23 protein-coding genes are annotated in these 23,123 nt (G+C 71.5%); 14 read left to right on the top strand and 9 right to left on the bottom strand.

Features of this window, described 5'->3' with window-relative positions; genetic code table 11:
* Positions 1-51: 51 nt before the first annotated feature.
* Both lptG and lptF read right to left on the bottom strand, forming a co-directional pair.
* Complete coding sequence (gene lptG, locus HNR76_RS00955) at positions 52-1,146, bottom strand: LPS export ABC transporter permease LptG (RefSeq protein ID WP_162310699.1); 1,095 nt, start codon at positions 1,144-1,146, stop codon at positions 52-54.
* Positions 1,143-2,228: an LPS export ABC transporter permease LptF gene (gene lptF, locus HNR76_RS00950; protein ID WP_162310700.1), complete on the bottom strand. Its 1,086-nt coding sequence runs from the start codon at positions 2,226-2,228 to the stop codon at positions 1,143-1,145. Before lptF ends, lptG begins: the two co-directional genes overlap by 4 nt.
* 116 nt (positions 2,229-2,344) lie before the next feature.
* On the opposite strand from lptF, the gene HNR76_RS00945 reads away from it, so the two are divergent.
* From HNR76_RS00945 to HNR76_RS00930, 4 genes are read left to right on the top strand one after another with little or no spacing between them, the layout of a single operon-like run.
* On the top strand, positions 2,345-3,814 hold the full coding sequence (locus HNR76_RS00945) for a leucyl aminopeptidase (RefSeq protein WP_162310701.1): 1,470 nt from the start codon (positions 2,345-2,347) through the stop codon (positions 3,812-3,814).
* Positions 3,815-3,824: 10 nt separating this feature from the next.
* Positions 3,825-4,250, top strand: coding sequence for a DNA polymerase III subunit chi (locus HNR76_RS00940; RefSeq protein WP_162310702.1), 426 nt, complete (start codon positions 3,825-3,827; stop codon positions 4,248-4,250).
* Between the two features lie 31 nt (positions 4,251-4,281).
* Complete coding sequence (locus HNR76_RS00935; RefSeq protein WP_162310703.1) at positions 4,282-4,476, top strand: YqaE/Pmp3 family membrane protein; 195 nt, start codon at positions 4,282-4,284, stop codon at positions 4,474-4,476.
* A 31-nt stretch (positions 4,477-4,507) separates the two neighbouring features.
* A complete protein-coding gene (locus HNR76_RS00930) occupies positions 4,508-7,342 on the top strand; it encodes a valine--tRNA ligase (RefSeq protein ID WP_162310704.1) in 2,835 nt (944 codons plus the stop codon).
* A gap of 75 nt (positions 7,343-7,417) precedes the next feature.
* Here the strand turns inward: HNR76_RS00930 and rimI are convergent, their stop codons facing one another.
* Genes rimI through HNR76_RS00915 form a run of 3 tightly spaced genes read right to left on the bottom strand, consistent with a single transcriptional unit; the run spans position 7,418 to position 9,185 of the window.
* Positions 7,418-7,873 (bottom strand): ribosomal protein S18-alanine N-acetyltransferase, encoded by a 456-nt coding sequence (rimI, locus tag HNR76_RS00925; RefSeq protein WP_246428977.1) that lies wholly within the window; start codon positions 7,871-7,873, stop codon positions 7,418-7,420.
* A gap of 47 nt (positions 7,874-7,920) precedes the next feature.
* Positions 7,921-8,412, bottom strand: coding sequence for a hypothetical protein (locus tag HNR76_RS00920; RefSeq protein WP_162310706.1), 492 nt, complete (start codon positions 8,410-8,412; stop codon positions 7,921-7,923).
* Positions 8,409-9,185 (bottom strand): CDP-alcohol phosphatidyltransferase family protein, encoded by a 777-nt coding sequence (locus HNR76_RS00915; RefSeq protein WP_162310707.1) that lies wholly within the window; start codon positions 9,183-9,185, stop codon positions 8,409-8,411. Before HNR76_RS00915 ends, HNR76_RS00920 begins: the two co-directional genes overlap by 4 nt.
* Before the next feature lie 106 nt (positions 9,186-9,291).
* On the opposite strand from HNR76_RS00915, the gene HNR76_RS00910 reads away from it, so the two are divergent.
* The 4 genes from HNR76_RS00910 (at position 9,292) to HNR76_RS00895 (ending at position 12,489) form a co-directional block, all read left to right on the top strand.
* The gene (locus HNR76_RS00910; RefSeq protein WP_162310708.1) at positions 9,292-9,669 is read left to right on the top strand and encodes a DUF4124 domain-containing protein; all 378 of its coding nucleotides are present in this window, start codon (positions 9,292-9,294) and stop codon (positions 9,667-9,669) included.
* A 2-nt stretch (positions 9,670-9,671) separates the two neighbouring features.
* Positions 9,672-9,947 (top strand): DUF4124 domain-containing protein, encoded by a 276-nt coding sequence (locus HNR76_RS00905; protein ID WP_162310709.1) that lies wholly within the window; start codon positions 9,672-9,674, stop codon positions 9,945-9,947.
* A 241-nt stretch (positions 9,948-10,188) separates the two neighbouring features.
* The gene (locus HNR76_RS00900) at positions 10,189-11,886 is read left to right on the top strand and encodes a proline--tRNA ligase (protein WP_162310710.1); all 1,698 of its coding nucleotides are present in this window, start codon (positions 10,189-10,191) and stop codon (positions 11,884-11,886) included.
* 177 nt (positions 11,887-12,063) lie between these two features.
* Positions 12,064-12,489 carry an H-NS histone family protein gene (locus tag HNR76_RS00895; RefSeq protein WP_162310711.1) on the top strand — a complete coding sequence of 142 codons (426 nt, stop codon included), beginning with the start codon at positions 12,064-12,066 and terminating at the stop codon, positions 12,487-12,489.
* Between the two features lie 278 nt (positions 12,490-12,767).
* Here the strand turns inward: HNR76_RS00895 and HNR76_RS00890 are convergent, their stop codons facing one another.
* The gene (locus HNR76_RS00890) at positions 12,768-14,018 is read right to left on the bottom strand and encodes a threonine/serine exporter family protein (protein ID WP_162310712.1); all 1,251 of its coding nucleotides are present in this window, start codon (positions 14,016-14,018) and stop codon (positions 12,768-12,770) included.
* Positions 14,019-14,097: 79 nt separating this feature from the next.
* Here HNR76_RS00890 and HNR76_RS00885 point away from each other — a divergent pair, with 79 nt between their 5' ends.
* The 4 genes from HNR76_RS00885 (at position 14,098) to HNR76_RS00870 (ending at position 17,797) form a co-directional block, all read left to right on the top strand.
* Complete coding sequence (locus HNR76_RS00885) at positions 14,098-15,213, top strand: ABC transporter permease (RefSeq protein WP_162310713.1); 1,116 nt, start codon at positions 14,098-14,100, stop codon at positions 15,211-15,213.
* A 2-nt stretch (positions 15,214-15,215) separates the two neighbouring features.
* Entirely contained in the window at positions 15,216-16,058 is an 843-nt protein-coding gene (locus tag HNR76_RS00880; protein ID WP_162310714.1) for an ABC transporter ATP-binding protein, read from the top strand.
* 3 nt (positions 16,059-16,061) lie between these two features.
* Positions 16,062-16,985 (top strand): MlaD family protein, encoded by a 924-nt coding sequence (locus tag HNR76_RS00875; protein WP_162310715.1) that lies wholly within the window; start codon positions 16,062-16,064, stop codon positions 16,983-16,985.
* Positions 16,986-17,191: 206 nt separating this feature from the next.
* Positions 17,192-17,797, top strand: a complete 606-nt coding sequence (locus HNR76_RS00870) for an ABC-type transport auxiliary lipoprotein family protein (RefSeq protein ID WP_162310716.1) — start codon at positions 17,192-17,194, stop codon at positions 17,795-17,797.
* Between the two features lie 182 nt (positions 17,798-17,979).
* Here the strand turns inward: HNR76_RS00870 and HNR76_RS00865 are convergent, their stop codons facing one another.
* Positions 17,980-18,570, bottom strand: a complete 591-nt coding sequence (locus HNR76_RS00865; RefSeq protein ID WP_162310717.1) for an alpha-ketoglutarate-dependent dioxygenase AlkB family protein — start codon at positions 18,568-18,570, stop codon at positions 17,980-17,982.
* 269 nt (positions 18,571-18,839) lie between these two features.
* Here HNR76_RS00865 and HNR76_RS00860 point away from each other — a divergent pair, with 269 nt between their 5' ends.
* Positions 18,840-20,441 carry an electron transfer flavoprotein-ubiquinone oxidoreductase gene (locus tag HNR76_RS00860; RefSeq protein ID WP_246428976.1) on the top strand — a complete coding sequence of 534 codons (1,602 nt, stop codon included), beginning with the start codon at positions 18,840-18,842 and terminating at the stop codon, positions 20,439-20,441.
* A gap of 488 nt (positions 20,442-20,929) precedes the next feature.
* The gene (locus tag HNR76_RS00855; protein WP_162310719.1) at positions 20,930-21,547 is read left to right on the top strand and encodes a class I SAM-dependent methyltransferase; all 618 of its coding nucleotides are present in this window, start codon (positions 20,930-20,932) and stop codon (positions 21,545-21,547) included.
* A 56-nt stretch (positions 21,548-21,603) separates the two neighbouring features.
* Here HNR76_RS00855 and HNR76_RS00850 read toward each other — a convergent pair whose 3' ends face one another.
* Together HNR76_RS00850 and HNR76_RS00845 are read right to left on the bottom strand one after the other, a co-directional pair.
* Positions 21,604-22,233: a CoA transferase subunit B gene (locus tag HNR76_RS00850; protein ID WP_162310720.1), complete on the bottom strand. Its 630-nt coding sequence runs from the start codon at positions 22,231-22,233 to the stop codon at positions 21,604-21,606.
* Entirely contained in the window at positions 22,233-22,946 is a 714-nt protein-coding gene (locus HNR76_RS00845; RefSeq protein ID WP_162310721.1) for a CoA transferase subunit A, read from the bottom strand. Before HNR76_RS00845 ends, HNR76_RS00850 begins: the two co-directional genes overlap by 1 nt.
* Between the last annotated feature and the right edge of the window lie 177 nt (positions 22,947-23,123).

Genomic DNA, 23,123 nt, shown 5'->3' with positions numbered 1-23,123 from the left:
GTGCGTGCGTCCCGGAGACAGCGGCGGGGAAGCGGGGCCGGAGCGCCCGCCTCAGCCCGACTTGCGCCGGAACAGCCACCACGAGGTGGCCAGCATCAGCACCGGCGGCAGCGCGTAGGCGATGCGGTAGTCGAAGCGGAACGCGCCGGCCAGGCGCCCGAACTGCATCTGCAGCAGCATGAACCCCAGCGAGAACACGATGCCCAGGAACAGGCGCTTGCCCATGCCGCCGCTGCGCAGGCTGCCGAAGGCGAACGGCACCGCCGCCAGGCACAGGGCCAGCACGTTGACCGGGTAGAACCAGCGGCTCCAGTACGTGTCCTCGTAGTCGCGCGCATCCAGGCCGTTGCGGCGCCGGTACTCGATGCTGGCCTGCAGGTCGGCCGCCGACAGGTTGCGCGGCCGGGTGACGCCGGCGGCCAGGGCGTTGGCGTCCAGTTGCGACTCCCAACGCTGTTCCTCCACCCGTTCCTCGCGCGCCGAGCCGGCGCCGAACGCCACCCGCCGCACCTTGCGCAGGCTCCAGCCGTCCTGGTCGTGCACCACCCGCGCGGCGCGGGTCAGGGCGTGCAGGCGGCCGTCGTCGCCGACCTCGTACAGGCGCACGTCGCGCAGTTCCAGCACGCGCTGGCCGTCGACCATGCGTTCCTGCCCGTCGACTGCATTGAGGAAGGTGTCGCCCTCGCGCGCCCACAGCCCGGAGTAGCGCGCCATGGCCACGTTGTTGGTCTTGGCCGCCAGCTTGATCTGGTCGGACTGGCGCTGGCCCCACGGCGCCACGGTCTCGCCGGCGAGCACCATCAGGCCGGTCAGCAGCGCCAGCGCGGCGGCGGCGGAGATCGACAGCCGCCGCCGCGACAGGCCCAGCGCGCGCAACGCGGTCAGTTCCGAGGTCGCCGCCAGTTGGCCCAGGCCCAGCAGCGCGCCGATCACCGCCGCATAGGGGAAGATCGTGTACGCCCGCCGCGGCACTGAGTAGGCGACCACCGCCAGCGCGGTGGGGAAGTCGTAGCTGCCCTTGCCCAGATCGCCGAGCTGGCCGGACAGGGCCATCACCACGTCCAGCCCCACCAGCACCGCCCAGGCCAGCAGCACCGTGCCCAGCACCATCCGGCCGAGGTAGAGGTCGTGCAGGCGCAGGGTCATGCCGCTTCCTTGCGCGGGCGCGGCAGGCGGCCGTCGCGCAGGTACAGCCACACCGACAGCGCCAGCAGCGGCACGGTCAGCCACCACAGGCCCAGCATGCGCGGCACTTCGCCGTCGGCCAGCAGGCGGATGCCGATGAACATCAGGTTCACCCCCACCAGGTAGGCCAGGAAGCCCAGCAGCGCCCGGCCGTAGCGCTGCTGCCGCGGCGAACTGCGCGCCAGCGGCACGGTGAGCAGGGCGAAGGCCAGGGCCAGCAACGGCGGGGTCAGGCGCGCATGCAGCTCGGCCACCGCCGACGGGCGGGCATCGCCCAGCAGCGCCCAGGTAGGGGCCAGCGCCGGGTCGTCGCTCTGGCGGGTCTCCGTGCGGTCGGGCAGCGCCACCTCGTTGACCGCGTAGCGCATCAGGCGGAAGTCCAGCCCGGTTTCCAGCGGGCCTTCCAGGCGGTGGCCGTCGAGCAGGCGCAGGTAGCGGTCGCGGTCGCCCTCGAACTCCAGCGAGCCGGTGCGCGCGGTGACCACGTCCACCCGGCCCTCGCGCTCGCGCTGCAGGAACACACCCTGCAACTGGCGCCCGTCCTCGCTCATGCCGTCGATGTAGACGATCCCGCCGCCGCCCGGCAGCGCGGTGAAGCGGCCCGGCTCCAGCCCGGCGACGATCAGGCTGCGGTGGGCCTGCTCGACCATCCGCGCGGCGGTGCGCTGGGCCCACGGCCCCAGCCACAGCGAACACAGGCCGACCGCCGCCGCCACCGGCAGCACCGTCATCAGCAGGGGCCGCAGCAGCCGGCGCGGGCCCACGCCGACCGCGTTGAGCACCGCCATCTCCGAATCCCGGTACAGCCGGGCCACGGCCAGCATCAGGCCCAGCATCAAGGCCAGCGGCAGCACCAGCGGCAGGTAGACCAGCAGTTGCAGGCCCAGTTGCGACAGCAGCAGCCGCGCCGGCAGGCCGCCGTCGGCGATCTCGCCCAGCACGTCCACCAGCACGCCGCCCAGGCTCACCGTCAGCAACACGATCAGGGTCGCCAGGAAGCTCTGGACGAAGTCGCGCAGCAGGTAACGGTCGAGCTTCGGCATCGAACGGGCCAGTCCTATAAAATCCCGGGTTCGCTTGCGGATTTCCCGGCGTGCCGGCCACCGGCCCGCCGCGGGCGATCCGCGATTGTACGCAACCGCCCCCGGGAATCTGATCAATGGCCCTGCAATTCACCCTGAACCGCGAGGCCGCCGCCGCGGCCGCCTTCGATTGCGTCGTGGTCGGCCTCCATGCCGACAAGTCGCTCACGCCCGCGGGCCTGGCCATCGACGCGGCCAGCGGCGGCCGCCTGGCCACCCTGATCGAGCGCGGCGACCTCAGCGGCCGCACCGGCCGCAGCCTGCTGCTGCACGACCTGCCGGGCGTGTCCGCGCCGCGCGTGCTGGTCGTCGGCCTGGGCGAGAAGGCCAAGTTCGGCGTGCCCCAGTACCTCAAGGCGGTGGCCGACGCGGTGCGCGCGCTGAAGACGGGCCCGGTGGGCAAGGCGCTGTTCACGATCAGCGAAGCGGCCGTGGGCGGCCGCGACGCCGCGTGGAACGTGCGCCAGGCGGTCATCGCCGCCGACCATGCCGCCTACCGCTACACCGCCACCCTGGGCAAGAAGAAGGACGAGCCGGGCCTGCGCGAACTGGCCATCGCCGGCGAGGACGCCGCCGCCCTGGCCCAGGGCGAGGCCATCGCCGCCGGCGTGGCCTTCACCCGGGAGCTGGGCAACCTGCCGCCCAACGTCTGCAACCCCGCCTACCTGGCCGAGCAGGCGCGCGCGTTCGCCGCCGCCCACGAGGGCGCCGAGGCCGAGATCCTCGACGAGGCGCAGATGGAGGCGCTGGGCATGGGCTCGCTGCTGGCCGTGGCCCGCGGCTCGGTCAACCGCCCGCACCTGGTGGTGCTGAAGTGGTCCGGCGGCGGCGACGCCAAGCCCTACGTGCTGGTCGGCAAGGGCATCACCTTCGACACCGGCGGCGTCAACCTCAAGACCCAGGGCGGCATCGAGGAGATGAAGTACGACATGCTCGGCGCCGGCAGCGTGCTGGGCACCTTCGTGGCCGCGGTGAAGATGAAGCTGCCGCTGAACCTGGTGGCGATCGCCCCGGCGGTGGAGAACGCGATCGACGGCAACAGCTACCGTCCCTCGGACGTGATCACCTCCATGTCCGGCAAGACCATCGAGGTCGGCAACACCGACGCGGAGGGCCGCCTGATCCTGTGCGACGCGCTGACCTATGCGCAGCGCTTCGAGCCGCAGGCGCTGGTCGACGTGGCCACCCTGACCGGCGCGTGCATGGTCGCCCTGGGCAAGTACGCCTCGGGCCTGATGAGCAAGCACGACGACCTGGCCGACGAACTGCTGGCCGCCGGCGAGCAGGTGTTCGACCGCGCCTGGCGCCTGCCGCTGTGGGACGAGTACCAGACCCTGCTGGAATCGACCTTCGCCGACGTCTACAACATCGGCGGCCGCTGGGGCGGCGCGATCACCGCCGGCTGCTTCCTGGCCCGCTTCGCCGAAGGACAGCGCTGGGCGCACCTGGACATCGCCGGCTCGGCCAGCGACGAGGGCAAGCGCGGCATGGCCACCGGCCGCCCGGTCGGGCTGCTGAGCCAGTGGCTGCTGGACCGGGCCGGGTAAGCGCCAGCCCATGCCCCGCGCCGATTTCTACCTCATCGCCAAGCCCCGCTTCGCCGAGCAGCCGCTGCTGCTGGTCTGCGAACTGGCCCGCCGTGCCTGCGACGCCAACCAGTTCACCCTGGTGCTGGCGCGCGACGCGGCCCAGGCCGAGGCGCTGGACGACCTGCTGTGGTCGTTCGATCCGGACGCCTACATCCCGCACCAGATCGCCGGCGACGACGAGGACGACGAAGCCACCCCGGTACTGATCGTCGCCCCCGGCACCGAGGCGCCGCCGCGGCCGCTGGTGATCAACCTGCGCGACGAGGCCTGGCGCGAGGCCTGCGAGCGCGTGCTGGAAGTGGTGCCGGCCGACCCGGCCGCGCGCGGCCCGCTGCGCGAGCGCTGGAAGCAGTACCAGGCGCTGGGCTACGCCCTGAACAAGCACGACATGTAACGTCCATCCCCCGCCGCCCGACTCCTTCCACATGCGCCTGATCATCGCCCTGCTGCTGCCCTGGCTGACTTTCTTCACCATCGGCCGCCCCTTCGCCGGCCTGCTGTGCCTGTTCCTGCAACTGACCGTGCTGGGCTGGCTGCCGGCCACGATCTGGGCGGTCTACGCGCTGAGCCAGTACAGCACCGACCAGAAAATCCGGCGTGCGCTGCGACAGCGCGCCTGACCGCCTCTCTTCACCGGACCCCGCTTCCGCCATGACCTCCCTGCCCTCCGGCTACGAACCCAAGACCTTCGAAACGCGCCTGTACGCCGAATGGGAGGCCAGCGGCTGCTTCAAGCCCAGCGGCCGGGGCGAGCCCTACGCGATCCTGCTGCCGCCGCCCAACGTCACCGGCACCCTGCACATGGGCCACGCCTTCCAGCACACGCTGATGGACGCGCTGGTGCGCTACCACCGCATGCGCGGCTTCGATGTCCTGTGGCAGATGGGCACCGACCACGCCGGCATCGCCACCGAGATGGTGGTCGGCCGCAACCTGGCGCTGGAAGGCAGCGGCCAGACCCGCGACTCGCTGGGCCGCGAGGGCTTCGTGGCCAAGGTCTGGGAGTGGAAGGCGCAGTCCGGCGACACCATCGAGCGGCAGATGCGCCGCCTGGGCGCCTCCGGCGACTGGTCGCGCAGCACCTTCACCATGGACCCTCAGCCCTCGGCGGCGGTGGTCGAGGCGTTCGTGCGCTGGTACGAGCAGGGCCTGATCTACCGCGGCCAAAGACTGGTGAACTGGGACCCGGTGCTGAAGACCGCGATCTCCGACCTGGAAGTGGAGAACGTGGAGGAGGACGGCTTCCTCTGGTCGATCCGCTACCCGCTGGCCGACGGCGCGGCCTACGAGCACGTCGAGGTCGACGCCGACGGCAACGAGGTCCTGCGCGAGACCCGCGACTACCTGATCGTGGCCACCACCCGCCCGGAAACCATGCTCGGTGACACCGCCGCGATGGTGCACCCGGAGGACCCGCGCTACGCGTCGCTGGTCGGCAAGCAGGTCGAACTGCCGCTGACGGGCCGCCGCATCCCGGTGATCGCCGACGACTACGTCGACCGCGCCTTCGGTACCGGCGTGGTCAAGGTGACCCCGGCGCACGACTTCAACGACTACCAGGTGGGCGTGCGGCATGGCCTGCCGCTGATCAACCTGTTCACCCCGGTGGCCGCGCTCAACGACAGCGCGCCGGAAAAGTACCGCGGCCTGGACCGCTACGACGCGCGCAAGGCCGTGCTCGCCGACCTGGAGGATCTGGGCCTGCTGGCGGAGACCAGGCCGCACAAGCTGCAGGTACCGCGCGGCGACCGCACCGGCCAGGTGATCGAGCCGTACCTGACCGACCAGTGGTTCGTGAAGATGGACGCGCTCGCGAAGCGCGGCCTGGAACTCGTGGAATCGGGCGAAGTGAAATTCGTCCCGCCGAACTGGGTCAACACCTACCGCCACTGGATGGAGAACATCCAGGACTGGTGCATCAGCCGCCAGCTCTGGTGGGGGCACCGCATCCCGGCGTGGTTCGACGCCGACGGCACGTGCCATGTCGGCCGCAGCGAGGACGAGGTGCGCGCCAGGCACGGCCTCGGCGCCGAGGTCGCGTTGAACCAGGACAGCGACGTACTGGAGACCTGGTTCTCCTCGCAACTGTGGCCGTTCAGCACCCTGGGCTGGCCCGACGAGGCCGCCATGGCGCAGCGCGGCTTCGACCGCTACCTGCCCTCGTCGGTGCTGGTCACCGGCTTCGACATCATCTTCTTCTGGGTGGCGCGGATGATCATGGCCACCGACAGCTTCACCGGGCGGGTGCCGTTCCGCGACGTCTACATCACCGGCCTGATCCGCGACGCCCAGGGCCAGAAGATGTCCAAGTCCAAGGGCAACGTGCTGGACCCGCTGGACATCATCGACGGCATCGCCCTGGAGGACCTGGTCGCCAAGCGCACCAGCGGCCTGATGCAGCCCAGGCTGGCCGAGCGCATCGAGAAGGCCACGCGCAAGGAATTCCCCGACGGCATCATCGCCCACGGCGCCGACGCCCTGCGCTTCACCATCGCCGCGCTGGCCGGCCACGGCCGCGACATCAAGTTCGACCTCGGCCGCGCCGAGGGCTACAAGAACTTCTGCAACAAGCTGTGGAACGCCAGCCGCTTCGTGCTGATGAACACCGAGGGTGCGAGCTTCTCCGGCGCGCCGCGGCCCGCGACCGACGCCGAGAAGTGGATCCTCGCCCGCCTGGCCGCGGTCGCCGCGCAGGCGCAGGAACACTTCGCCGCCTACCGCTTCGACCTGCTGGCGCAGGCGCTGTACGAGTTTGCGTGGAACGAGTTCTGCGACTGGTTCGTGGAACTGGCCAAGCCGGCGCTGGGCGGCGATGACGCGCAAGCCGCCGCCAGCACCCGCCACACCCTGCTGTACGTGCTCGAGTCGCTGCTGCGCCTGCTGCACCCGCTGGTGCCGTTCGTGACCGAGGAACTGTGGCGACAGGCGGCCCCGCGCGTGGGGGTGGAAGGCGACTCGATCTCGCTGCGCCCGTATCCGCTCCCGGGCGACTTCGCCGGCCAGGGCTGCGCCGCCGCCGAGGCCGACGTGGAATGGCTCAAGTCCATGGTCTCGGCGCTGCGCCGGGTGCGCAGCGAGCTGGGCGTTTCCCCGGGCAAGGCCGTGCGCCTGCTGCTGGCCGCCGGCACCGCGCAGGACCGCGACCGCATCGAGCGCTTCGCCTCGCAGTTGCGCTTCCTGCTGCGGCTGGAGGCGATCGAATGGCTGGACGCCGGCGCCGACGCGCCCGCCTCGGCCACCGCCATCGTCGGCGAGCTGAAGCTGCTGGTGCCGCTGGAAGGCCTGGTGGACCTGGACGCCGAGCGCGTGCGCCTGGACAAGGAGATCAAGCGCGTGCAGGCCGAGATCGGCAAGTGCAACGGCAAGCTCGGCAACGCCACCTTCGTCGCCAACGCGCCCGCCGCGGTGGTCGAGCAGGAGCGCGCCCGCCTGGCCGACTGGAGCACCCAACTGGCCGGCCTGCAGGCGCAGCGCGAGCGGCTCTGAGGCGGGCGTACGCATTCCCGATGCCCGGCCCCCCCGCAGGAGCCGGCTTCAGCCGGCGACCGCGCATGGCGGCGGCTACAGCGGCGGCATCCGCTCCATCTCGCCGGTGACCAGTTCCATCGCCATCACCAGGGCGTCCTCGCGGCCCTGTACGGCCGGGTAGTAGCGCGGGCGGCGGCCGATCTCGTCGAAGCCCTCGCTGCGGTACAGGGCGATGGCCGGCGGGTTGGAGGGCCGCACCTCCAGGAAGATGCGCCGGGTGCCGCGGTCGCGCGCCGTGCGCAGCAGCGCGCGCAGCAGGTGCCGGCCCAGGCCGCGCGACTGCCGCTCCGGCGCGGTGCACAGGTTCAACAGGTGCGCCTCGCCGGCGGCCACGCTCATCACCCCGTAGCCGGCCGGGCGATCGTCCTCCAGGGCCAGCAGGGACGGGTAGCCGGCCAGCAGACAGTCGCGAAACGTGCCGCGGCTCCACGGGAAGGGATAGGCGCGGCGCTCGATCGCCATCACCGCATCCAGGTCGCCCTCGCGCATGGCGCGCAGGCGCCAGGACGGCGCCAGCGCGCGGTAGGCGGCCACGCTCACGAACGGCGCCTCAATGCGCGCAACTGCGGCCAGAACGCGCGCTTGGCCGCGGCATCGCCGCGCAGCCGCTCCACCGGCCATTGCGCCATCGCCGCCTGCGTGGCCGGGTCGGACGGGTCCATGCCGGAAGCGCGCAGCAGGGCCAGTTGCAGCCGATCGGGCAGGTGCGCCGGACGGCGGGTGGGAGGCGGCGCCAAGGCCGGTGCAGGCGCCGTCGCCGGCGCCTCGGCAACGGCGTCCGGATCGGCGTGGCCGCGATGCGGTGGCGCCCGGTGCGCGCCAGCCGCGGGCGATGCGCCCCGGGGCGCCGGCTCGGGATGGGGTCGGGGCACGGATGCCATGGCTTCGCGCGGCGGCGCATTCTCCGGTTCCGGCACGGCGTCCTCGGCCGCGCCGGAACCGGTGCGATACAGCGCATAGCCCAGCGCCCGCAGCCAGCCGCGCTGCTGCGGGCTCCAGAGCGAACCGCCGGGCGCCGGAGCGCTCATGCCGGCCCGGACCGCCGGCGCCAGCGCAGCCACGCCGCCAGCAGCGGCCCGGACAGCGCGTACAGCACGCCCACCGCCAGCAGTACCCGCGGCAGGTCGATCACCAGCACGGCGATGGCCACCGGCACCACCAGCAGCACCGCGAACGGCACCCGGTCGGCGCGCGCCCCGCCCTCGCCGCTGCCCTTGAAGCTCCAGTAGCGCACCCGGCTGACCATCAGCAAGGCCGAGCACAGGGTCACGCCCAGGGCGACGTAGCGCAGTTCCTCCCCGTTCCAGCCCAGCCCGCCATCGGCGAAGGCCCAGACGAAGGCCATCATCAGCCCCGCCGCGGCCGGGCTGGCCAGGCCCACGAACCAGCCCTTGTCCACCACCCCGACCTGGGTGTTGAAACGGGCCAGGCGCAGGGCCGCGCAGGCCGCATAGAGGAAGGCCACCGCCCAGCCCACCCGGCCCATGGTCGCGTTGTCCAGCATCAGCGCCGAAAGCGACCAGTGGTACATCACCAGCGCCGGGGCCAGGCCGAAGCTGACCAGGTCGGCCAGCGAGTCGTACTGCACGCCGAAGGCGCTGCTGGTGCCGGTCAGCCGCGCCACCCGGCCATCGATGCCGTCGGCCAGCCCGGCCACGAACACGGCGATGGCCGCGGCGGTGAACTGGCTGTTGGCCGCGGCGATGATCGCGTAGAAACCCGCGAACAACCCGCAGGTGGTGAACAGGTTCGGCAGCAGGTAGATCCCGCGTGCGCGCGGCGGTGGGCGGTCCAGGTCCATGGGCGCCAGTGTACGGGCCGGCCGGCCGCCTGCGAACCGCCCCGACTTGCCAGCCCGCCGGCCCGGTGCTGCAATCGGCCCGTCCCCCGCTCCCGGAGAGCCCACGATGCGCATCCTGTCCCGGTCCTGCCTGTTGTTCCTGGCCGCCGGCCTCAGCACCGCGGCCCTGGCCAGCAACGTCTACCAGTGGAAAGACGCCAACGGCGTCACCCACTCTTCCGACAAGCCGCCGCCGGGCCAGCAGTACGACGTCCGCCGCATCGACCACCACGGCCAGACCGCCGAGGCCGCCCTCCCGGCCACCTCGGTGGAGACGCCGCAGTGCGTCGACGCGCGCAACAACCTGAAGTTGCTGCAGGGCAGCGTCGCGGTGCAGCAGGACACCGACGGCGACGGCACGCCCGACCACACCCTCAGCGCCGACGAGCGCGAGGCGCAGAAGGGCCTGGCCGAAGCCGCGGTCAAGGCCTACTGCCGGGGCTGAACATGCGCGCGGCCTGGGCGATCCTGGCCGGGCTGGCGCTCGGCGGCGGCCTGGCCTGGTGGCTGGGCCGCGACGCCTCCCCCGAGCGCTCGCCCGAGGCCCACCAACGCGCCGAGCGGGCTGCCGCGGCCCAGGCCGAGGACGCCCTGCGCCCGCTCTACCGCTGGCGCGACGCCGCCGGCAACCTGCAGATCACCGACGCCCCGCCCGGGAGCGGCCCCTACGAACGCATCGCCCGCGAACCGGAGTCCGGCATCCGGATCGAAGCGGGCCGCTAGAACCCGCCTTCGTTGCCGAGGCCGTTGCGGGCGCCGGCCTCGGCCGGCGACAAGCCGCGACGAAGTCAAGAATCCATCGGCACACCGGCATGCCGATCGCCGGCCGCCTCCGCCCCGTAGCGGCCGGAGGCGGGATTCCCGCCCCTTCCGCCACCCGCCGCAATGCCGGAAGCGCCGCCACGGCGCAGGCTCCGTCCCGTTGCTGGCAGAATGTCCGGTCTCCCGCCCCAGAATGCCCGCAATGCGCCTTTCCCGCTTCCACCTGCACACCACCAAGGAAACCCCGGCCGACGCCGAACTGGTCAGCCACAAGCTGATGCTGCGCGCCGGCATGATCCGCAAGCTCGCCGCCGGCCTGTACACCTGGTCGCCGCTGGGCCTGCGCGTGCTGCGCAAGGTCGAGGCCGTGGTCCGCGAGGAAATGGACCGCGCCGGCGCGGTGGAGCTGCAACTGCCCACCATCCAGCCGCGCGAGCTGTGGGAGGAAACCGGCCGCTGGGAACAGTTCGGCGGCCAGTTGCTGAAGATCAAGGACCGCAAGGAGGCCGAATACTGCTACAGCCCCACCGCCGAGGAAGCCATCACCGACTTCGCCCGCCAGGAGCTGAGCAGCTACAGGCAGTTGCCGGTGAATTTCTACCAGGTCCACACCAAGTTCCGCGACGAGATCCGCCCGCGCTTCGGGGTGATGCGCGCGCGCGAGTTCCTGATGAAGGACGCCTACTCGTTCCACACCAGCGACGCCGACCTGGCGCGCGAGTACGAGAACATGAAGGCCGCCTACACCCGCGTCTTCACCCGCCTGGGCCTGGAGTTCCGCGCGGTGCAGGCCGACTCCGGCGCCATCGGCGGCGACGCCTCGCAGGAATTCCACGTGCTGGCCGAATCGGGCGAGGATGCGCTGGCCTTCTCCACCGGCTCGGACTACGCCGCGAACGTCGAAGCCGCGCAGGCCGCCGAGCCGGCGCCGCGCGCTGCGGCCGGCGAAGCGCTGCGCAAGATCGATACGCCGACCCAGAAGACCTGCGAGGAAGTCGCCGCGCTGATGGGCATCCCGCTGCAGCGCACGGTCAAGTCGGTCGCGGTGATGGGCAGCGACGGGTTCGTCCTGGCGCTGGTCCGCGGCGACCACATGGTCAACGAGATCAAGTTGGGCAAGGTCGCCGGACTGGCCGACTACCGGCCGGCCACCGAGGCGGAGATCGCCCAGCACCTGGGCAGCGAGCCGGGATTCCTGGGCCCGGTCGCTCCCCGGCAGGCGATCCGCATCGTCGCCGACCGCGAAGTGGCGGCGATGGCCGACTTCGTCGTCGGCGCCAACGAGGCCGGCTTCCACATCGCCGGCGTCAACTGGGGCCGCGACCTGCCCGAACCGGACGTGGTCGCAGACATCCGCAACGTCGTGGCCGGCGACCGCGCGGCCGATGGCGGCGCAATCCGCCTGGCGCGCGGGATCGAGGTCGGCCATGTGTTCCAGCTCGGCCGCAAGTATTCCGAAGCGATGGGCTTCACCGTGCTCGACGAGACCGGCAAGGCCGCAGTGCCGGCGATGGGCTGCTACGGCATCGGCGTCTCCCGCATCGTCGCCGCGGCGATCGAGCAGAACCACGACGAGGCCGGCATCGTCTGGCCGGTGCCGATGGCGCCGTGGGCGGTGGCGGTATGCGTGATCAACCCGAAGAAGGACGCGGCGGTGGACGCGGCCGCCGAGGCGCTGCTGGACGAACTGCGGGCCGCCGGCATCGAGGCCGTGCTGGACGACCGCGGGCTGCGCCCGGGCGCGATGTTCGCCGACATCGAGCTGATCGGCATTCCGCACCGGGTGGTGGTATCCGAGCGCGGCCTGGCCGCCGGCACGTTCGAGTATCGCGCACGCACCGCGGGCGAAGCCGAAGCGCTGGACCGCACCCGGCTGCTGGAGCGGTTGCGCGGCGCCTGACCGCGCCGGGGAATCCCATATCACGGCCGCGCCGTGATTATGCGGCGATAATCGGACGGTTTTCACGCGGTTTCCATTGCCGTGATAATGCGCGTGCATTATCCTCCGGGTCAGGCGTGTCCAGGGAGGGGCATATTTTCCCCGCCTTCCCGCCATGAAAACCGGAGATTCAACCCGATGCCGATCGACCTCGCCACACTCTCGCCCCGCGAACTGGGCTCCCTCATCACCACCGCCAAGAAGCGCCAGGCCCTGCTGTCCAAGCGCGCGCCCCTGGCGCAGGTGCGCAACAAGCTGACCCGGCTGGCCAAAGCCGAGGGCTATACCGTCGAGGAGCTGTTCGGTACCGCCGCAAAGGGCGCGCGCAAGGCCGCCGCGCCGGTCCGCGCAGGGCGCAAGCTGGGCAAGGTCGCGCCCAAGTACCGCAATCCCGCCAACCCCAAGGAAACCTGGACCGGCCGCGGCAAGCAGCCGCGCTGGCTGGCCGCCTATACCGGCCAGGGCCGCGACCTGGGTGAATTCGTGATCCCCGGCGCGGCCAAGCCCACGTCCAAATCCAAGCCCGCCGCCAAGAAGCGCGTGGTCAAGAAAGCGAAGAAGTAATCGCCACGAGGACGCCGGCAACCGCCGGCGTCCTCGTTTTCCGGATATCGTTATTCCCCGGCGCCCAAATACCTTTCCTGTCGAAGCCGACTTCAGCCGGCGACAGGATCGGGCGGCCCACGACGGCTGGTCGCCGGCAAGGCGGCCGCCGGCCGTACCCGGCTCCTACGACAGCCGGCTCGACGGCCTTTCCTGTAGAACCCGATCTCGACCGGCGGCACCGACCGCCACGAACGAAGCGCCCACGAGGGGCACCGCCGGGCACCCGCCATCGGCCGCTACAGGTTCTTGCGCGCCGGGATCAGCAGGTTGCCGAACAGCAGCCCGGCCACCAGCGCCATGATGATGTTGAGCACGCCCAGCAGCGCGCTCTGCCCCACGTCCATGTCCTGCTGCTGGACCAGGGTGAGCAGGCCGCGCAGGCTGGCGCTGCCGGGCACCAGCATGATGATGCCCGGCAGCCGGATCACCGCACCGGGCCGGTGCGCCCAGCGCCCGAAGCCGTTGCCGGCCGCGGTCAGCGCCAGCGCCGAGAGGAAGATGCCCGCCGGGCTGCCCCAGGCCTGGCCGGCATGGCGCGAGATCAGGTAGCCGGCGATGGCCGCGCCCATCACCCAGGGATAGTCGCGCCGGCTGGCCTTGAACAGCACCGCGAAGGCGAACGCGGCCACGCCCATCGAGACCCATTCCACCCAGTCCGGCTGCGGCCGCCAGGCCCGTACCTGCGGTTCCAGGCCGAGCAGGTCCAGCAGGATGACCGCCACCATCGCGCCCACGGTCAGCTTCAGCACCGTGGTCAGCGCCCCGGCGAAGCGGACCGTGCCCGAGACCCAGTGCTGGCTGGACAGCTCGTTCATGGCGTTGGTCAGCGACATGCCGGGCAACAGTACGACCAGCGAGGCGATGATCACGGTGTTGAGGTTCAACGGCGCCACCAGCGCCGCCACGCCGGTCACCACCGCGCCGGCGGTGAGCGCGGCCAGGGCCTCGCCGGCCTCCTTCAGCGCCGGGTGCCGGCCGGTGTACTGGTCCAGCAGGCCGATCAGCAAGCCGGTGAACCCGGCGGTGGCCATGTCCAGCCACGGCAGCCGCCACAGTCCGGCCACGCCCGCGGCCACCAGGCCGAAGGCCAGTACCTGCATCACCCGGGTACGGGCCAGCGGGGCGCGGTCCAGGGTGCGCAGCGCGGTGTGGCCCTGGGCGATGGTCAACTGCCCGCCCGCCACCGCCTCGGCGATGCGGTCGGCCTCGCCCAGCTTGTGCAGGTCGTTCTCGCCCGGCGGCAGGCGGATCACCCGGGTGGTGTCGCTGCTGCCCGGCGGCTTGCCCGGGTCGTTGAAGCTCAGGATCAGGCCGGTCGGGTTGGACCAGGGCTCGCACTCCAGGTCCAGGCGCTGCGACAGCGCGGTGGTCGCTGCCTCCAGCCGCTGCGCGGTGGTGCCGTAGCGATGCAGGCGCGCGGCCATCTCGGCGACGAACGCGATGCGCTGCGCATAGCTGGCCGGGTGGCGGGGCGTGGCGGTGGACATCGGCCTAGTATGGCCCGCCGCCCCGTTGCCGGGCACGATGCAACACCCCGGCCGCTTGCCTGTATGCTCGCCCGCGACCATGCGCGATTCGCCCCCGAACCCGCCCAGTTGGCAGCGCGATCCCTCCGACGGCCGCATCCGCCTGGCCGGCGAGTGGACGCTGGCGCACGCCGTGGCGATGGGCGAGACCCTGCGCGAGGTGCCGCAGGACGCGGCCGCCATCGACGCGGCCGGGGTGGACCGGCTGGACTCGGCCGGGGTCATGCAGTTGATCCGCTTCGCCCGCCGCCGCTCGCTGGACGAGGCGGCGCTGCACTTCGGCAGGGACCACACCGCGCTGGTGAAGGCGATCGAGGACGTAGCCGACGACCGCCCGCGCGCGCGCCGCGACTTCGGCGTGGCCGCCGCGCTGGAGCGCCTGGGCCGCGCGGTCCAGGCCAACCTGCGCGAAGTGGTGGCGCTGGTCGGCTTCACCGGCGAGAACCTGAGCAAGCTGGCGCGCATGGTCCGCGAGCCGCGCCGCTTCCGCGTCACCGCCACGGTCGCGCACATGGAGCAGGTGGGCCTGGACGCGGTGCCGCTGGTGGCGCTGCTGTCCTACCTGGTCGGCGCGGTCATCGCCTTCCTCGGCTCGACCATCCTGCGCGACTTCGGCGCGGAGATCTTCGTGGTCGAGCTGGTCTCCATCGCCTTCCTGCGCGAGTTCGCGGTGCTGCTCACCGCCATTGTCCTGGCCGGGCGCACCGCCTCGGCCTTCACCGCGCAGATCGGCGCGATGAAGGCGCGCGAGGAGATCGACGCAATCCGCACCCTGGGCCTGGACCCGGTCGACCTGCTGGTGATCCCGCGGCTGCTGGCGCTGCTGGTGATGCTGCCGCTGCTGACCTTCGTGGCGATGGTGGCCGGCCTGGCCGGCGGCGTCACGGTGGGCGCGTTCGACCTGGACATCCCGCCGCAGATGTACCTGGCGCGGATGCAGGACACGATGGAAGTGCGGCACTTCCTGGTCGGGCTGTCCAAGGCGCCGGTGTTCGCCCTGGTGATCGGCCTGATCGGCTGCCTGGAGGGGCTGCAGGTGAAGGGCACGGCGCAGTCGGTGGGCGAGCGCACCACCTCCAGCGTGGTCCAGGCCATATCGCTGGTGATCGTCATCGACGCGCTGGCCGCCCTGTGGTTCATGCACATGGACTGGTGACGATGAAGCCGGGCACAGCGAACAGCGAACAGCGAACGGAAGACGAAGCCGCCATCTCCGTGCGCGGCCTGGTCAACCGCTTCGGCGAGCAGGTGGTGCACGACGGCCTGGACCTGGACGTGCGCCGCGGCGAGATCCTCGGCGTGGTGGGCGGCTCGGGCACCGGCAAGTCGGTGCTGATGCGCAGCATCCTGGGGCTGCAGAAGCCGGCCGGCGGAAGCATCCGCGTGCTGGGCGCGGACGCGCTGTCCGAGGACCGCGCGCAGCGCCTGCACATCGAGCGCAACAGCGGCGTGCTGTTCCAGGACGGCGCGTTGTTCTCCTCGCTGACCGTGGGCGAGAACGTGCAGGTGCCGCTGAAGGAGCACCACCGCGACCTGCCGGAAAGCTGGTGCTACGAACTGGCGCTGCTGAAGGTGAAGCTGGCCGGGCTGCCGGCCGACGCCATCGACAAGCTGCCCTCGCAACTGTCCGGCGGCATGCGCAAGCGCGCCGGCCTGGCCCGGGCGCTGGCGCTGGACCCGCCGCTGCTGTTCCTGGACGAGCCCACCGCCGGCCTGGACCCGATCGGCGCGGACGCCTTCGACCGCCTGCTGGCGACCCTGCAGGAAGCGCTGGGCCTGACCGTGCTGCTCATCACCCACGACCTGGACACCCTGTACGCTATCTGCGACCGGGTGGCGGTGCTGGCCGACCGCAAGGTGGTGGTCAACGCGCCGCTGGAGGAGGTCGAGCGATTCGATCACCCCTGGGTGCAGGAATACTTCCACGGCCCGCGCGCCCGGTCCGCGCGCAGGGCACGCGACACCTACGGCCCACCGGCCACGCCAACGGAGGCGGACTGACCCATGGAGACCAAGGCCAACTACGTGCTGATCGGCGCGTTCACCCTGGTGGTGTCGATCGGCCTTCTGCTGTTCGGGCTATGGGCGGCCAAGTACTCGTCCGAGCGCAGTTGGCAGCGTTACCAGATCGTGTTCGACGAGGCGGTCACCGGCCTGTCGGTGGGCAGCCCGGTGCAGTACAACGGCATCTCGGTCGGCTCCATCGACAAGCTCTCGCTGGACCCCAACGACCCGCGCCGGGTGGTGGCGATCATCCGCGCCGACGCCACCGCGCCGATCAAGACCGACACCCGCGCCAAGCTGGCCATCACCAGCCTCACCGGCCCGGCCATCATCCAGCTCTCCGGCGGCACCCCGGGGGCGCCGATGCTCACCGCCGTGGACCCGCGCGACACCCCGCTGATCCAGACCGCGCCCTCGGCCCTGCAGAACATCACCGACACCGCCAGCCGCATCGTCGAGCGGCTGGACCAGATGCTCAGCGACGGCAACGTGGCGCGGGTGACCGCGACCCTGGAGAACATCGAGAGCATCACCGGCTCGCTGGCCGCAAAGGACCAGGGCATGGAAGCGCTGCTGGTCAGCGCGCGCGACGCCGCGCGCAGCCTGGACACCACCCTGCAGACCACCAACGGCACCATGCAGCGCCTGGACCGGAACCTGGTGCGCGAGCTGCCGGCCATCGTCGCCAAGCTCGATTCCACCCTGGCGCGCCTGGACTCGGCCGCCGGCAACGCCGATGCGATCCTCGGCGAGAATCGCGCGGCCATCAACAGCTTCGCCAACGACGGCCTGGCCCAGCTCGGCCCGACCCTGACCGAGCTGCGCGGCCTGATTCGCGACCTGCGCCAGATCAGCGACCGGCTGGAGAACAACCCCAGCCGCTTCCTGCTCGGGCGCGACGGGCCCAAGGAGTTCGAGCCGTGAGGCCGGCGACCGGGATAGCGGGAATGGAGCCGATGATGCACGCGCGCGCCGCCACCGCGGCCGGAGGAACGCATATGGAAGGGATGGAAGCGACAACGGCATGCCGGCGCGTACGGCACGCCGCATCGGAGCCGGGCCGGACCGCCGGCACGCGGGCCGGAAGCCGGCGGCGCGAGCGCGTCCGGCCGCTGCGCACCGCGCTGGCGATGGCCGGCGCGCTGCTGCTGGCCGGCTGCTCGCTGCTCACCGGCAGCCAGCGCGACCCGGTGACCATCTACGCGCCCCAGGTGCAGGTACAGACCGACCCCGCCTGGCCACAGGTGGATTGGCAACTGGCCGTCTCCAAGCCCAGCGCGTCGCGCCTGATCGACAGTCCCCGCATCGGCGTCCGCCCGGTGCCGGGCGAACTGCAGGTGTACCGCGGCGCGGTCTGGGCGCAACCGCCGACGGACCTGCTCGAAGGCGCGGTGCTGCGTGCGCTGGAGGACTCGGGGAAGATCGCCGCGGTCGGACGGGTGGCCACCGGCCTGCGCGCCGACTACCGGCTGGCGATGGACGTGCGCCGCTTCGAGGCCGACTACGCCGGCGGCGGCCCGGCGGCGACCATCGAGGTCGCGGCCAAGCTGCTGCACAACACCGACCAGCGCGTAGTCGCCAGCCGCACCTTCCGGCAGGCGCTGCCCGCCGCGGCTACCGACATCGCCAGCGTGGCCGCCGCCTTCGAACAAGCGCTGGGCGCCATCACCCCGGAGATCGCCGGCTGGACCCTCGCCCAGGGCCAGGCCGATACCCGGCGCCACCCGCCGCCGTAGGGGCACCGGGCATGGTCGATGGCCGGCATGCCGGCGTGCCGACCACGGAAAGCGGCTGAGCGCGGCGCCCATGCAGGAGCCGGGCAGGGCCGGCGGCCGCCACGCCGGGCGCGCCGGCCATTCCTGGTTCGGATACGGTCGCCGGCGCAAGCCGGCCCCCGCAAGGGATGAGGCGGCCGCCGCTACCGCGCGACGACGTGGCGGAAGGTCAGGTTGATCCGCTCCCCGACCGGCCGCGCCGTGCGCGGCAACGCATGTTTCCAGCAACGCTGGGTGGAGCCGCCCATCAGCAACAGGCTGCCCGGCGCCAGGACCAGTGACAGCCGCTGCCCCGGGTCGTGCCGATGGCGCAGCAGGAAGCGGCGCGTCGCCCCCAGGCTCAGCGAGGCGATCATCGGTTCGGGGCCAAGCTCCGGCTCGTCGTCGCTGTGCCAGCCCATCGCATCGGCGCCGCTGCGGTAGCGGTTGGCCAGCACGCTGTTGAACGGATGCGCCAGTTCCTCCACCAGGCGGTCGCGCAGCGCGACCAGGGCCGGCGTCCAGGGCTGCGGCTCGAAGCGGCTGCCGGAATAGCGGTACGCCGCCTGCGCATCCCCCGCCCAGCAGCTCAACCGCGGCGACGGAAGCTCGCGGCCGAACAGCCGCACCCGGTGCACGCTCCACGGCAGTTCGTGCAGCAGCGCCTCCATCAGCGAGGCCGCGGCGTCCGGCGCCAGCCAGCCCCGGGCCAGGCGCAGGCGCGCGTCGGGCACCTGGAAATCGATCCATTCCATGGGCCGCCACGCTAGCACCGCCTCGCGCGGAGCGCCTTCGAGCGATGGCTCTTGCGGCCCCCGACCCACGCGAGGAAGCTCATCGCGCCCAGGAACGCATCCGCGGCAGGTTGCGCGACCGCATGATGGCCGGGACGCCGCGATTTGCCCCACCCGCGCCGAACCCCGAAAATGGGTATTAGCCATAACAGCCAAGCCGGAGCCGAACGATGCAGGATCTCCCCCTCCCTGTGCCTCCCGAAGCCGACGATGCCATCGAGCGCGACGTGATGGAGTACGACGTCGTCACCGTCGGCGCCGGCCCGGCCGGCCTGGCGTTCGCCATCCGCCTCAAGCAACTCGATCCGGGGATCTCGGTCTGCGTGATCGAGAAGTCCAGCACCGTCGGTGCACACATCCTGTCGGGCGCGGTGATCGAGCCCGGCCCACTGGACGCGCTGCTGCCCGGCTGGCGCGACACCCCGCCGCCGATCTGCGTGCCCGCAGGCGAGGACGAGTTCTGGTTCCTGGGCAAGGACGGCGGGCGCAAGCTGCCGTTCGTGCCGCCCGGCATGCGCAACCATGGCAACTTCATCGTCAGCCTGGGCGCGATGTGCGCCTGGCTGGCGCCGCAGGCCGAGGCGCTGGGCGTGGAGATCTACGCCGGCTTCGCCGCCGCGCATACGCTGCACGATGCCGACGGCGCGGTGCTGGGCGTGCGCATCGGCGACATGGGCGTGGCCAGGGACGGCTCGCACAAGCCCGGCTACACCCCCGGCATCGACATCAGGGCCAAGGTCACGGTGCTGGCCGAGGGCGCACGCGGCCACCTGACCAAGCGCCTGGTCGGGCGCTTCGGCCTGGACGCGGGCAGCGACCCGCAGGGCTATTCCATCGGCATCAAGGAACTGTGGCAGGTGCCGGAAGGGCGGGCCGTGCCCGGCAAGATCGTGCACACCCTGGGCTGGCCGGCCGACACCCATACCTATGGCGGCGGCTTCCTCTACCACCTGCGCAACGACCAGGTCGCGCTGGGCTACGTCAGCGGCCTGGACTACCGCGATCCGCACTACAAGCCGTGGGAGGCCTTCCAGCAATGGAAGAACCACCCGCTGGTCGCGCCGCTGCTGGAGGGCGGAGGCATCCTCTCGGCCGGCGCGCGCGCCATCGTCACCGGCGGCTGGCAATCGCTGCCCAGGGTCGAGATGCCCGGCGCGCTGCTGATCGGCGACACCGCCGGCCTGCTCAACGTCCCCAAAATCAAGGGCACCCACCAGGCAATCCGCAGCGGCATGCTCGCCGCCGAGCACCTGGCCGGCAACGGCCTGCAGCCGGCCGGCTTCGACGCCAGGCTGCGCGCCTCCGCGGCGGCGGCCGAACTGAGGCAGGTGCGCAACATCAAGCCCGGTTTCAAGAAGGGCCTGTGGTTCGGCCTGGCCAACGCCGCCTGGGAAACCGTGGTGAAGGGCGCCTCGCCGTGGACGCTCAAGGTGGCCCCGGACTGGTCCTCGCTGGACAAGGTGGGCGAGCACGAGCAGCCCAGGCGCGACTACGTCGAACGCACCCTGCCCCCGCGTGACCGCCTGCAAGGCGTGTACTACGCGGCCACCGAGCACGACGAGGACCAGCCCGTGCACCTGAAGGTGGCCGACCCCTCCATCTGCGTGGACCGCTGCACGGTCGAGTACGCCAACCCCTGCACCCGCTTCTGCCCGGTCGGTGTCTACGAGATGGTGGAGGACGCCGGGCCCGATGGGAGCCGCGGCCGCCGCCTGCAGATCAACGCCGCCAACTGCGTGCACTGCAAGACCTGCGACATCAAGGACCCTTACGAGATCATCACCTGGGTCACGCCGGAGGGCGGATCGGGGCCGAACTACCAGAATTTGTGAGGCTCCCGTCGAGACGGCGATCCACGATGGCCCGTGAAGGCGCGTTCTCGTACGCGATGCCTTCCGGACGGGAACGGCGGCGTTCCGCCGTCGCTCCCTCACGGAGGAACGCACCGCTTCTTTCTTCGCGTCCTCGCGATAGCTCGAATGACCGCCGGCGCGATAGGATCGACGACCGAGTCCGTTGCGGATCGACCGACATGCGCTTTGCGTTCGATTCATGGCAAGCGCGGGACCAGCATACCGGCCTGCGCGATGCATGGCTGGAGTCGCAGAACTTCCTGGCCCGTTGCGATTGGGGCGCCCTGCGCGCCCGGTGCGGATTGTGCGCCCAGGAAACGCCCTTCCGGCTGCTTTCCGACCCGGAGAACCCGGATGTCAGGGAGGGCCTGATATGCCGGCGCTGCGGATGCAATTCGCGGGTCCGCGCCGCCCTCGGCCTTCTATTCGAGCATATGGCGCCGGCCCCGCGGCCGCCCATCACACGCATGCGCGCCGCACTCGCGCGCCTGGGCCTGGGCGTTCCGGAACCCGTATCCGCGGGCGTCCCGGCGATCTACGTCACCGAGCAGGCGTCTCCCACCTACGTGTGGATGCAGCGCCATCTCGATGCCGTGGTGCACGGGGGCGAGTTCGAACCGGACGTCGAGCGCCGCAAATCCCTGTCGGCCTCGCTGGTCCGGATGGGTGGCCGCGGCGAGATCGTATTCCGGGACGTCACCCGCCTGGACTTCGCCGACGGCGTACTCGACGCGGTAGTCAGCTTCGACGTGCTGGAACATGTGCCGGACCATACCCGGGCCCTCGCCGAGTTCGCCCGGGTACTCAGGCCCGGCGGCGTATGCGTGGCGACCTACCCTTTCAACGACCGGCCGCGAACCCTGGTGCGCGCGCGCTTCGACGCCGCCGGCGGGATCGAACACCTCGAACCGCCGGAATACCATGGCGACCCGATCGGCGGCGGCATCCTGTGCTACTACCACTTCGGCTGGGACATGCTGGAGGCATGGCGCGACGCCGGCTTCCGGCACGTGGAGATGGCCATGCCCTATTCGCTCGCGGCCGGCCTGCCCTATGGCATGTGGACCCTGGTGGCGCGGCGCTGAGGCTTGCCGGACCGCTGCGGTCCGCAGCGGACCCTGCCGGCCCACCCGATCCGGGTTCAGGCCGCGAACGGCACCCCGGTCTTTTCCTCCAGCTCCTGCACGCTCACGCCATCGGCGGTTTCCACCAGCTTCAGGCCGGCCTCGGTGACGTCGAACACGCCCAGGTCGGTGATGATGCGGTCGACCACGCCCACGCCGGTCAGCGGCAGGGTGCACTCGGGCAGGATCTTGTGTTCGCCGTTCTTCGCCGTGTGCTCCATCAGCACGACCACGCGCTTGACGCCGGCGACCAGGTCCATCGCCCCGCCCATGCCCTTGACCATCTTGCCCGGCACCATCCAGTTGGCCAGGTCGCCCTTGTCGGTGACCTGCATCGCGCCCAGGATCGCCAGGTCGATGTGGCCGCCGCGGATCATCGCGAAGGAATCGTGGCTGCCGAAGTAGCTGGCGCCCTCGCGCTCGGTCACGGTCTGCTTGCCGGCGTTGATCAGGTCGGCGTCGATCTCGTCCTCGGTCGGGAACGGGCCGATGCCCAGCAGGCCGTTCTCCGACTGCAGCCACACGTCCACGCCCTCGGGGATGTGGTTGGCCACCAGCGTGGGCAGGCCGATGCCCAGGTTCACGTAAGCGCCGTCGCTCAGTTCGCGGGCGGCGCGCTGCGCCATCTCGTCGCGGGTCCAGGCCATTACTTGTCTCCTGCCGTGCGCACGGTGCGCTGCTCGATGCGCTTCTCCGGGGTGGGGTTGTGCACGATGCGGTCGACGTAGATGCCGGGCAGGTGCACCTGGTCCGGTTCGATCGCCCCCACCTCCACCACCTGCTCCACCTCGGCCACGCAGACCTTGCCGGCCATCGCGCAGGCCGGGTTGAAGTTGCGCGCGGTCTTGCGGAACACCAGGTTGCCGGCGGCATCGGCCTTCCACGCCTTGACCAGCGAGACATCGGCCACCAGCGCGGTTTCCAGCACGTAGTGCTTGCCGTCGAACTCGCGCGTCTCCTTGCCTTCGGCCACCACCGTGCCGTAGCCGGTGGCGGTGTAGAACGCCGGGATGCCCGCGCCGCCGGCGCGCAGGCGTTCGGCCAGGGTGCCCTGCGGATTGAACTCCAGCTCCAGCTCGCCGGCCAGGAACTGGCGTTCGAACTCCTTGTTCTCGCCCACGTAGGACGAAATCATCTTGCGGATCTGGCGGGTCTCCAGCAATTGGCCCAGGCCGAAGCCGTCCACGCCGGCGTTGTTGGAGATGGCGGTCAGGCCCTTGACGCCCGAATCGCGCAGCGCGGCGATCAGCGCCTCGGGGATGCCGCACAGGCCGAAGCCGCCGACCGCCAGGACCTGGCCGTCGGCGACCAGGTCGGCCAGCGCGCGCCTGGCGTCGGGATAGAGTTTGGAAGCGGCCATGCCTGCCCTCGTTGGAAGCCCATGTCCGGATTCTAGCGGCCGCTGCCGCACAACGGCAGTTTACGGCGGGCAAAAGGCGCCCAGCGGCGGGTCATGCGCGCGCGCCAGGTCGCACCGGACCGCACCCGGCCGGTAGAATCGGCCCACGGATTCTCCATCCCCCCCCCCCACGCCCGC

Origin of the sequence: Pseudoxanthomonas broegbernensis, from assembly GCF_014202435.1 — a bacterium.
Classification (GTDB): Bacteria; Pseudomonadota; Gammaproteobacteria; order Xanthomonadales; family Xanthomonadaceae; genus Pseudoxanthomonas; species Pseudoxanthomonas broegbernensis.
The sequence above is the reverse complement of the archived record's forward strand: the minus strand, read 5'-3'. Positions and strand labels throughout refer to the sequence as shown.

Bases quoted from the DNA above. Each gene is read 5' to 3' on its own strand.
- lptG (WP_162310699.1), bottom strand. From the start codon at position 1,146: ATGACCCTGCGCCTGCACGACCTCTACCTCGGCCGGATGGTGCTGGGC.
- lptF (WP_162310700.1), bottom strand. From the start codon at position 2,228: ATGCCGAAGCTCGACCGTTACCTGCTGCGCGACTTCGTCCAGAGCTTC.
- HNR76_RS00945 (WP_162310701.1), top strand. From the start codon at position 2,345: ATGGCCCTGCAATTCACCCTGAACCGCGAGGCCGCCGCCGCGGCCGCC.
- HNR76_RS00940 (WP_162310702.1), top strand. From the start codon at position 3,825: ATGCCCCGCGCCGATTTCTACCTCATCGCCAAGCCCCGCTTCGCCGAG.
- HNR76_RS00935 (WP_162310703.1), top strand. From the start codon at position 4,282: ATGCGCCTGATCATCGCCCTGCTGCTGCCCTGGCTGACTTTCTTCACC.
- HNR76_RS00930 (WP_162310704.1), top strand. From the start codon at position 4,508: ATGACCTCCCTGCCCTCCGGCTACGAACCCAAGACCTTCGAAACGCGC.
- rimI (WP_246428977.1), bottom strand. From the start codon at position 7,873: ATGCGCGAGGGCGACCTGGATGCGGTGATGGCGATCGAGCGCCGCGCC.
- HNR76_RS00920 (WP_162310706.1), bottom strand. From the start codon at position 8,412: ATGAGCGCTCCGGCGCCCGGCGGTTCGCTCTGGAGCCCGCAGCAGCGC.
- HNR76_RS00915 (WP_162310707.1), bottom strand. From the start codon at position 9,185: ATGGACCTGGACCGCCCACCGCCGCGCGCACGCGGGATCTACCTGCTG.
- HNR76_RS00910 (WP_162310708.1), top strand. From the start codon at position 9,292: ATGCGCATCCTGTCCCGGTCCTGCCTGTTGTTCCTGGCCGCCGGCCTC.
- HNR76_RS00905 (WP_162310709.1), top strand. From the start codon at position 9,672: ATGCGCGCGGCCTGGGCGATCCTGGCCGGGCTGGCGCTCGGCGGCGGC.
- HNR76_RS00900 (WP_162310710.1), top strand. From the start codon at position 10,189: ATGCGCCTTTCCCGCTTCCACCTGCACACCACCAAGGAAACCCCGGCC.
- HNR76_RS00895 (WP_162310711.1), top strand. From the start codon at position 12,064: ATGCCGATCGACCTCGCCACACTCTCGCCCCGCGAACTGGGCTCCCTC.
- HNR76_RS00890 (WP_162310712.1), bottom strand. From the start codon at position 14,018: ATGTCCACCGCCACGCCCCGCCACCCGGCCAGCTATGCGCAGCGCATC.
- HNR76_RS00885 (WP_162310713.1), top strand. From the start codon at position 14,098: ATGCGCGATTCGCCCCCGAACCCGCCCAGTTGGCAGCGCGATCCCTCC.
- HNR76_RS00880 (WP_162310714.1), top strand. From the start codon at position 15,216: ATGAAGCCGGGCACAGCGAACAGCGAACAGCGAACGGAAGACGAAGCC.
- HNR76_RS00875 (WP_162310715.1), top strand. From the start codon at position 16,062: ATGGAGACCAAGGCCAACTACGTGCTGATCGGCGCGTTCACCCTGGTG.
- HNR76_RS00870 (WP_162310716.1), top strand. From the start codon at position 17,192: ATGGCCGGCGCGCTGCTGCTGGCCGGCTGCTCGCTGCTCACCGGCAGC.
- HNR76_RS00865 (WP_162310717.1), bottom strand. From the start codon at position 18,570: ATGGAATGGATCGATTTCCAGGTGCCCGACGCGCGCCTGCGCCTGGCC.
- HNR76_RS00860 (WP_246428976.1), top strand. From the start codon at position 18,840: ATGGAGTACGACGTCGTCACCGTCGGCGCCGGCCCGGCCGGCCTGGCG.
- HNR76_RS00855 (WP_162310719.1), top strand. From the start codon at position 20,930: ATGCGCGCCGCACTCGCGCGCCTGGGCCTGGGCGTTCCGGAACCCGTA.
- HNR76_RS00850 (WP_162310720.1), bottom strand. From the start codon at position 22,233: ATGGCCTGGACCCGCGACGAGATGGCGCAGCGCGCCGCCCGCGAACTG.
- HNR76_RS00845 (WP_162310721.1), bottom strand. From the start codon at position 22,946: ATGGCCGCTTCCAAACTCTATCCCGACGCCAGGCGCGCGCTGGCCGAC.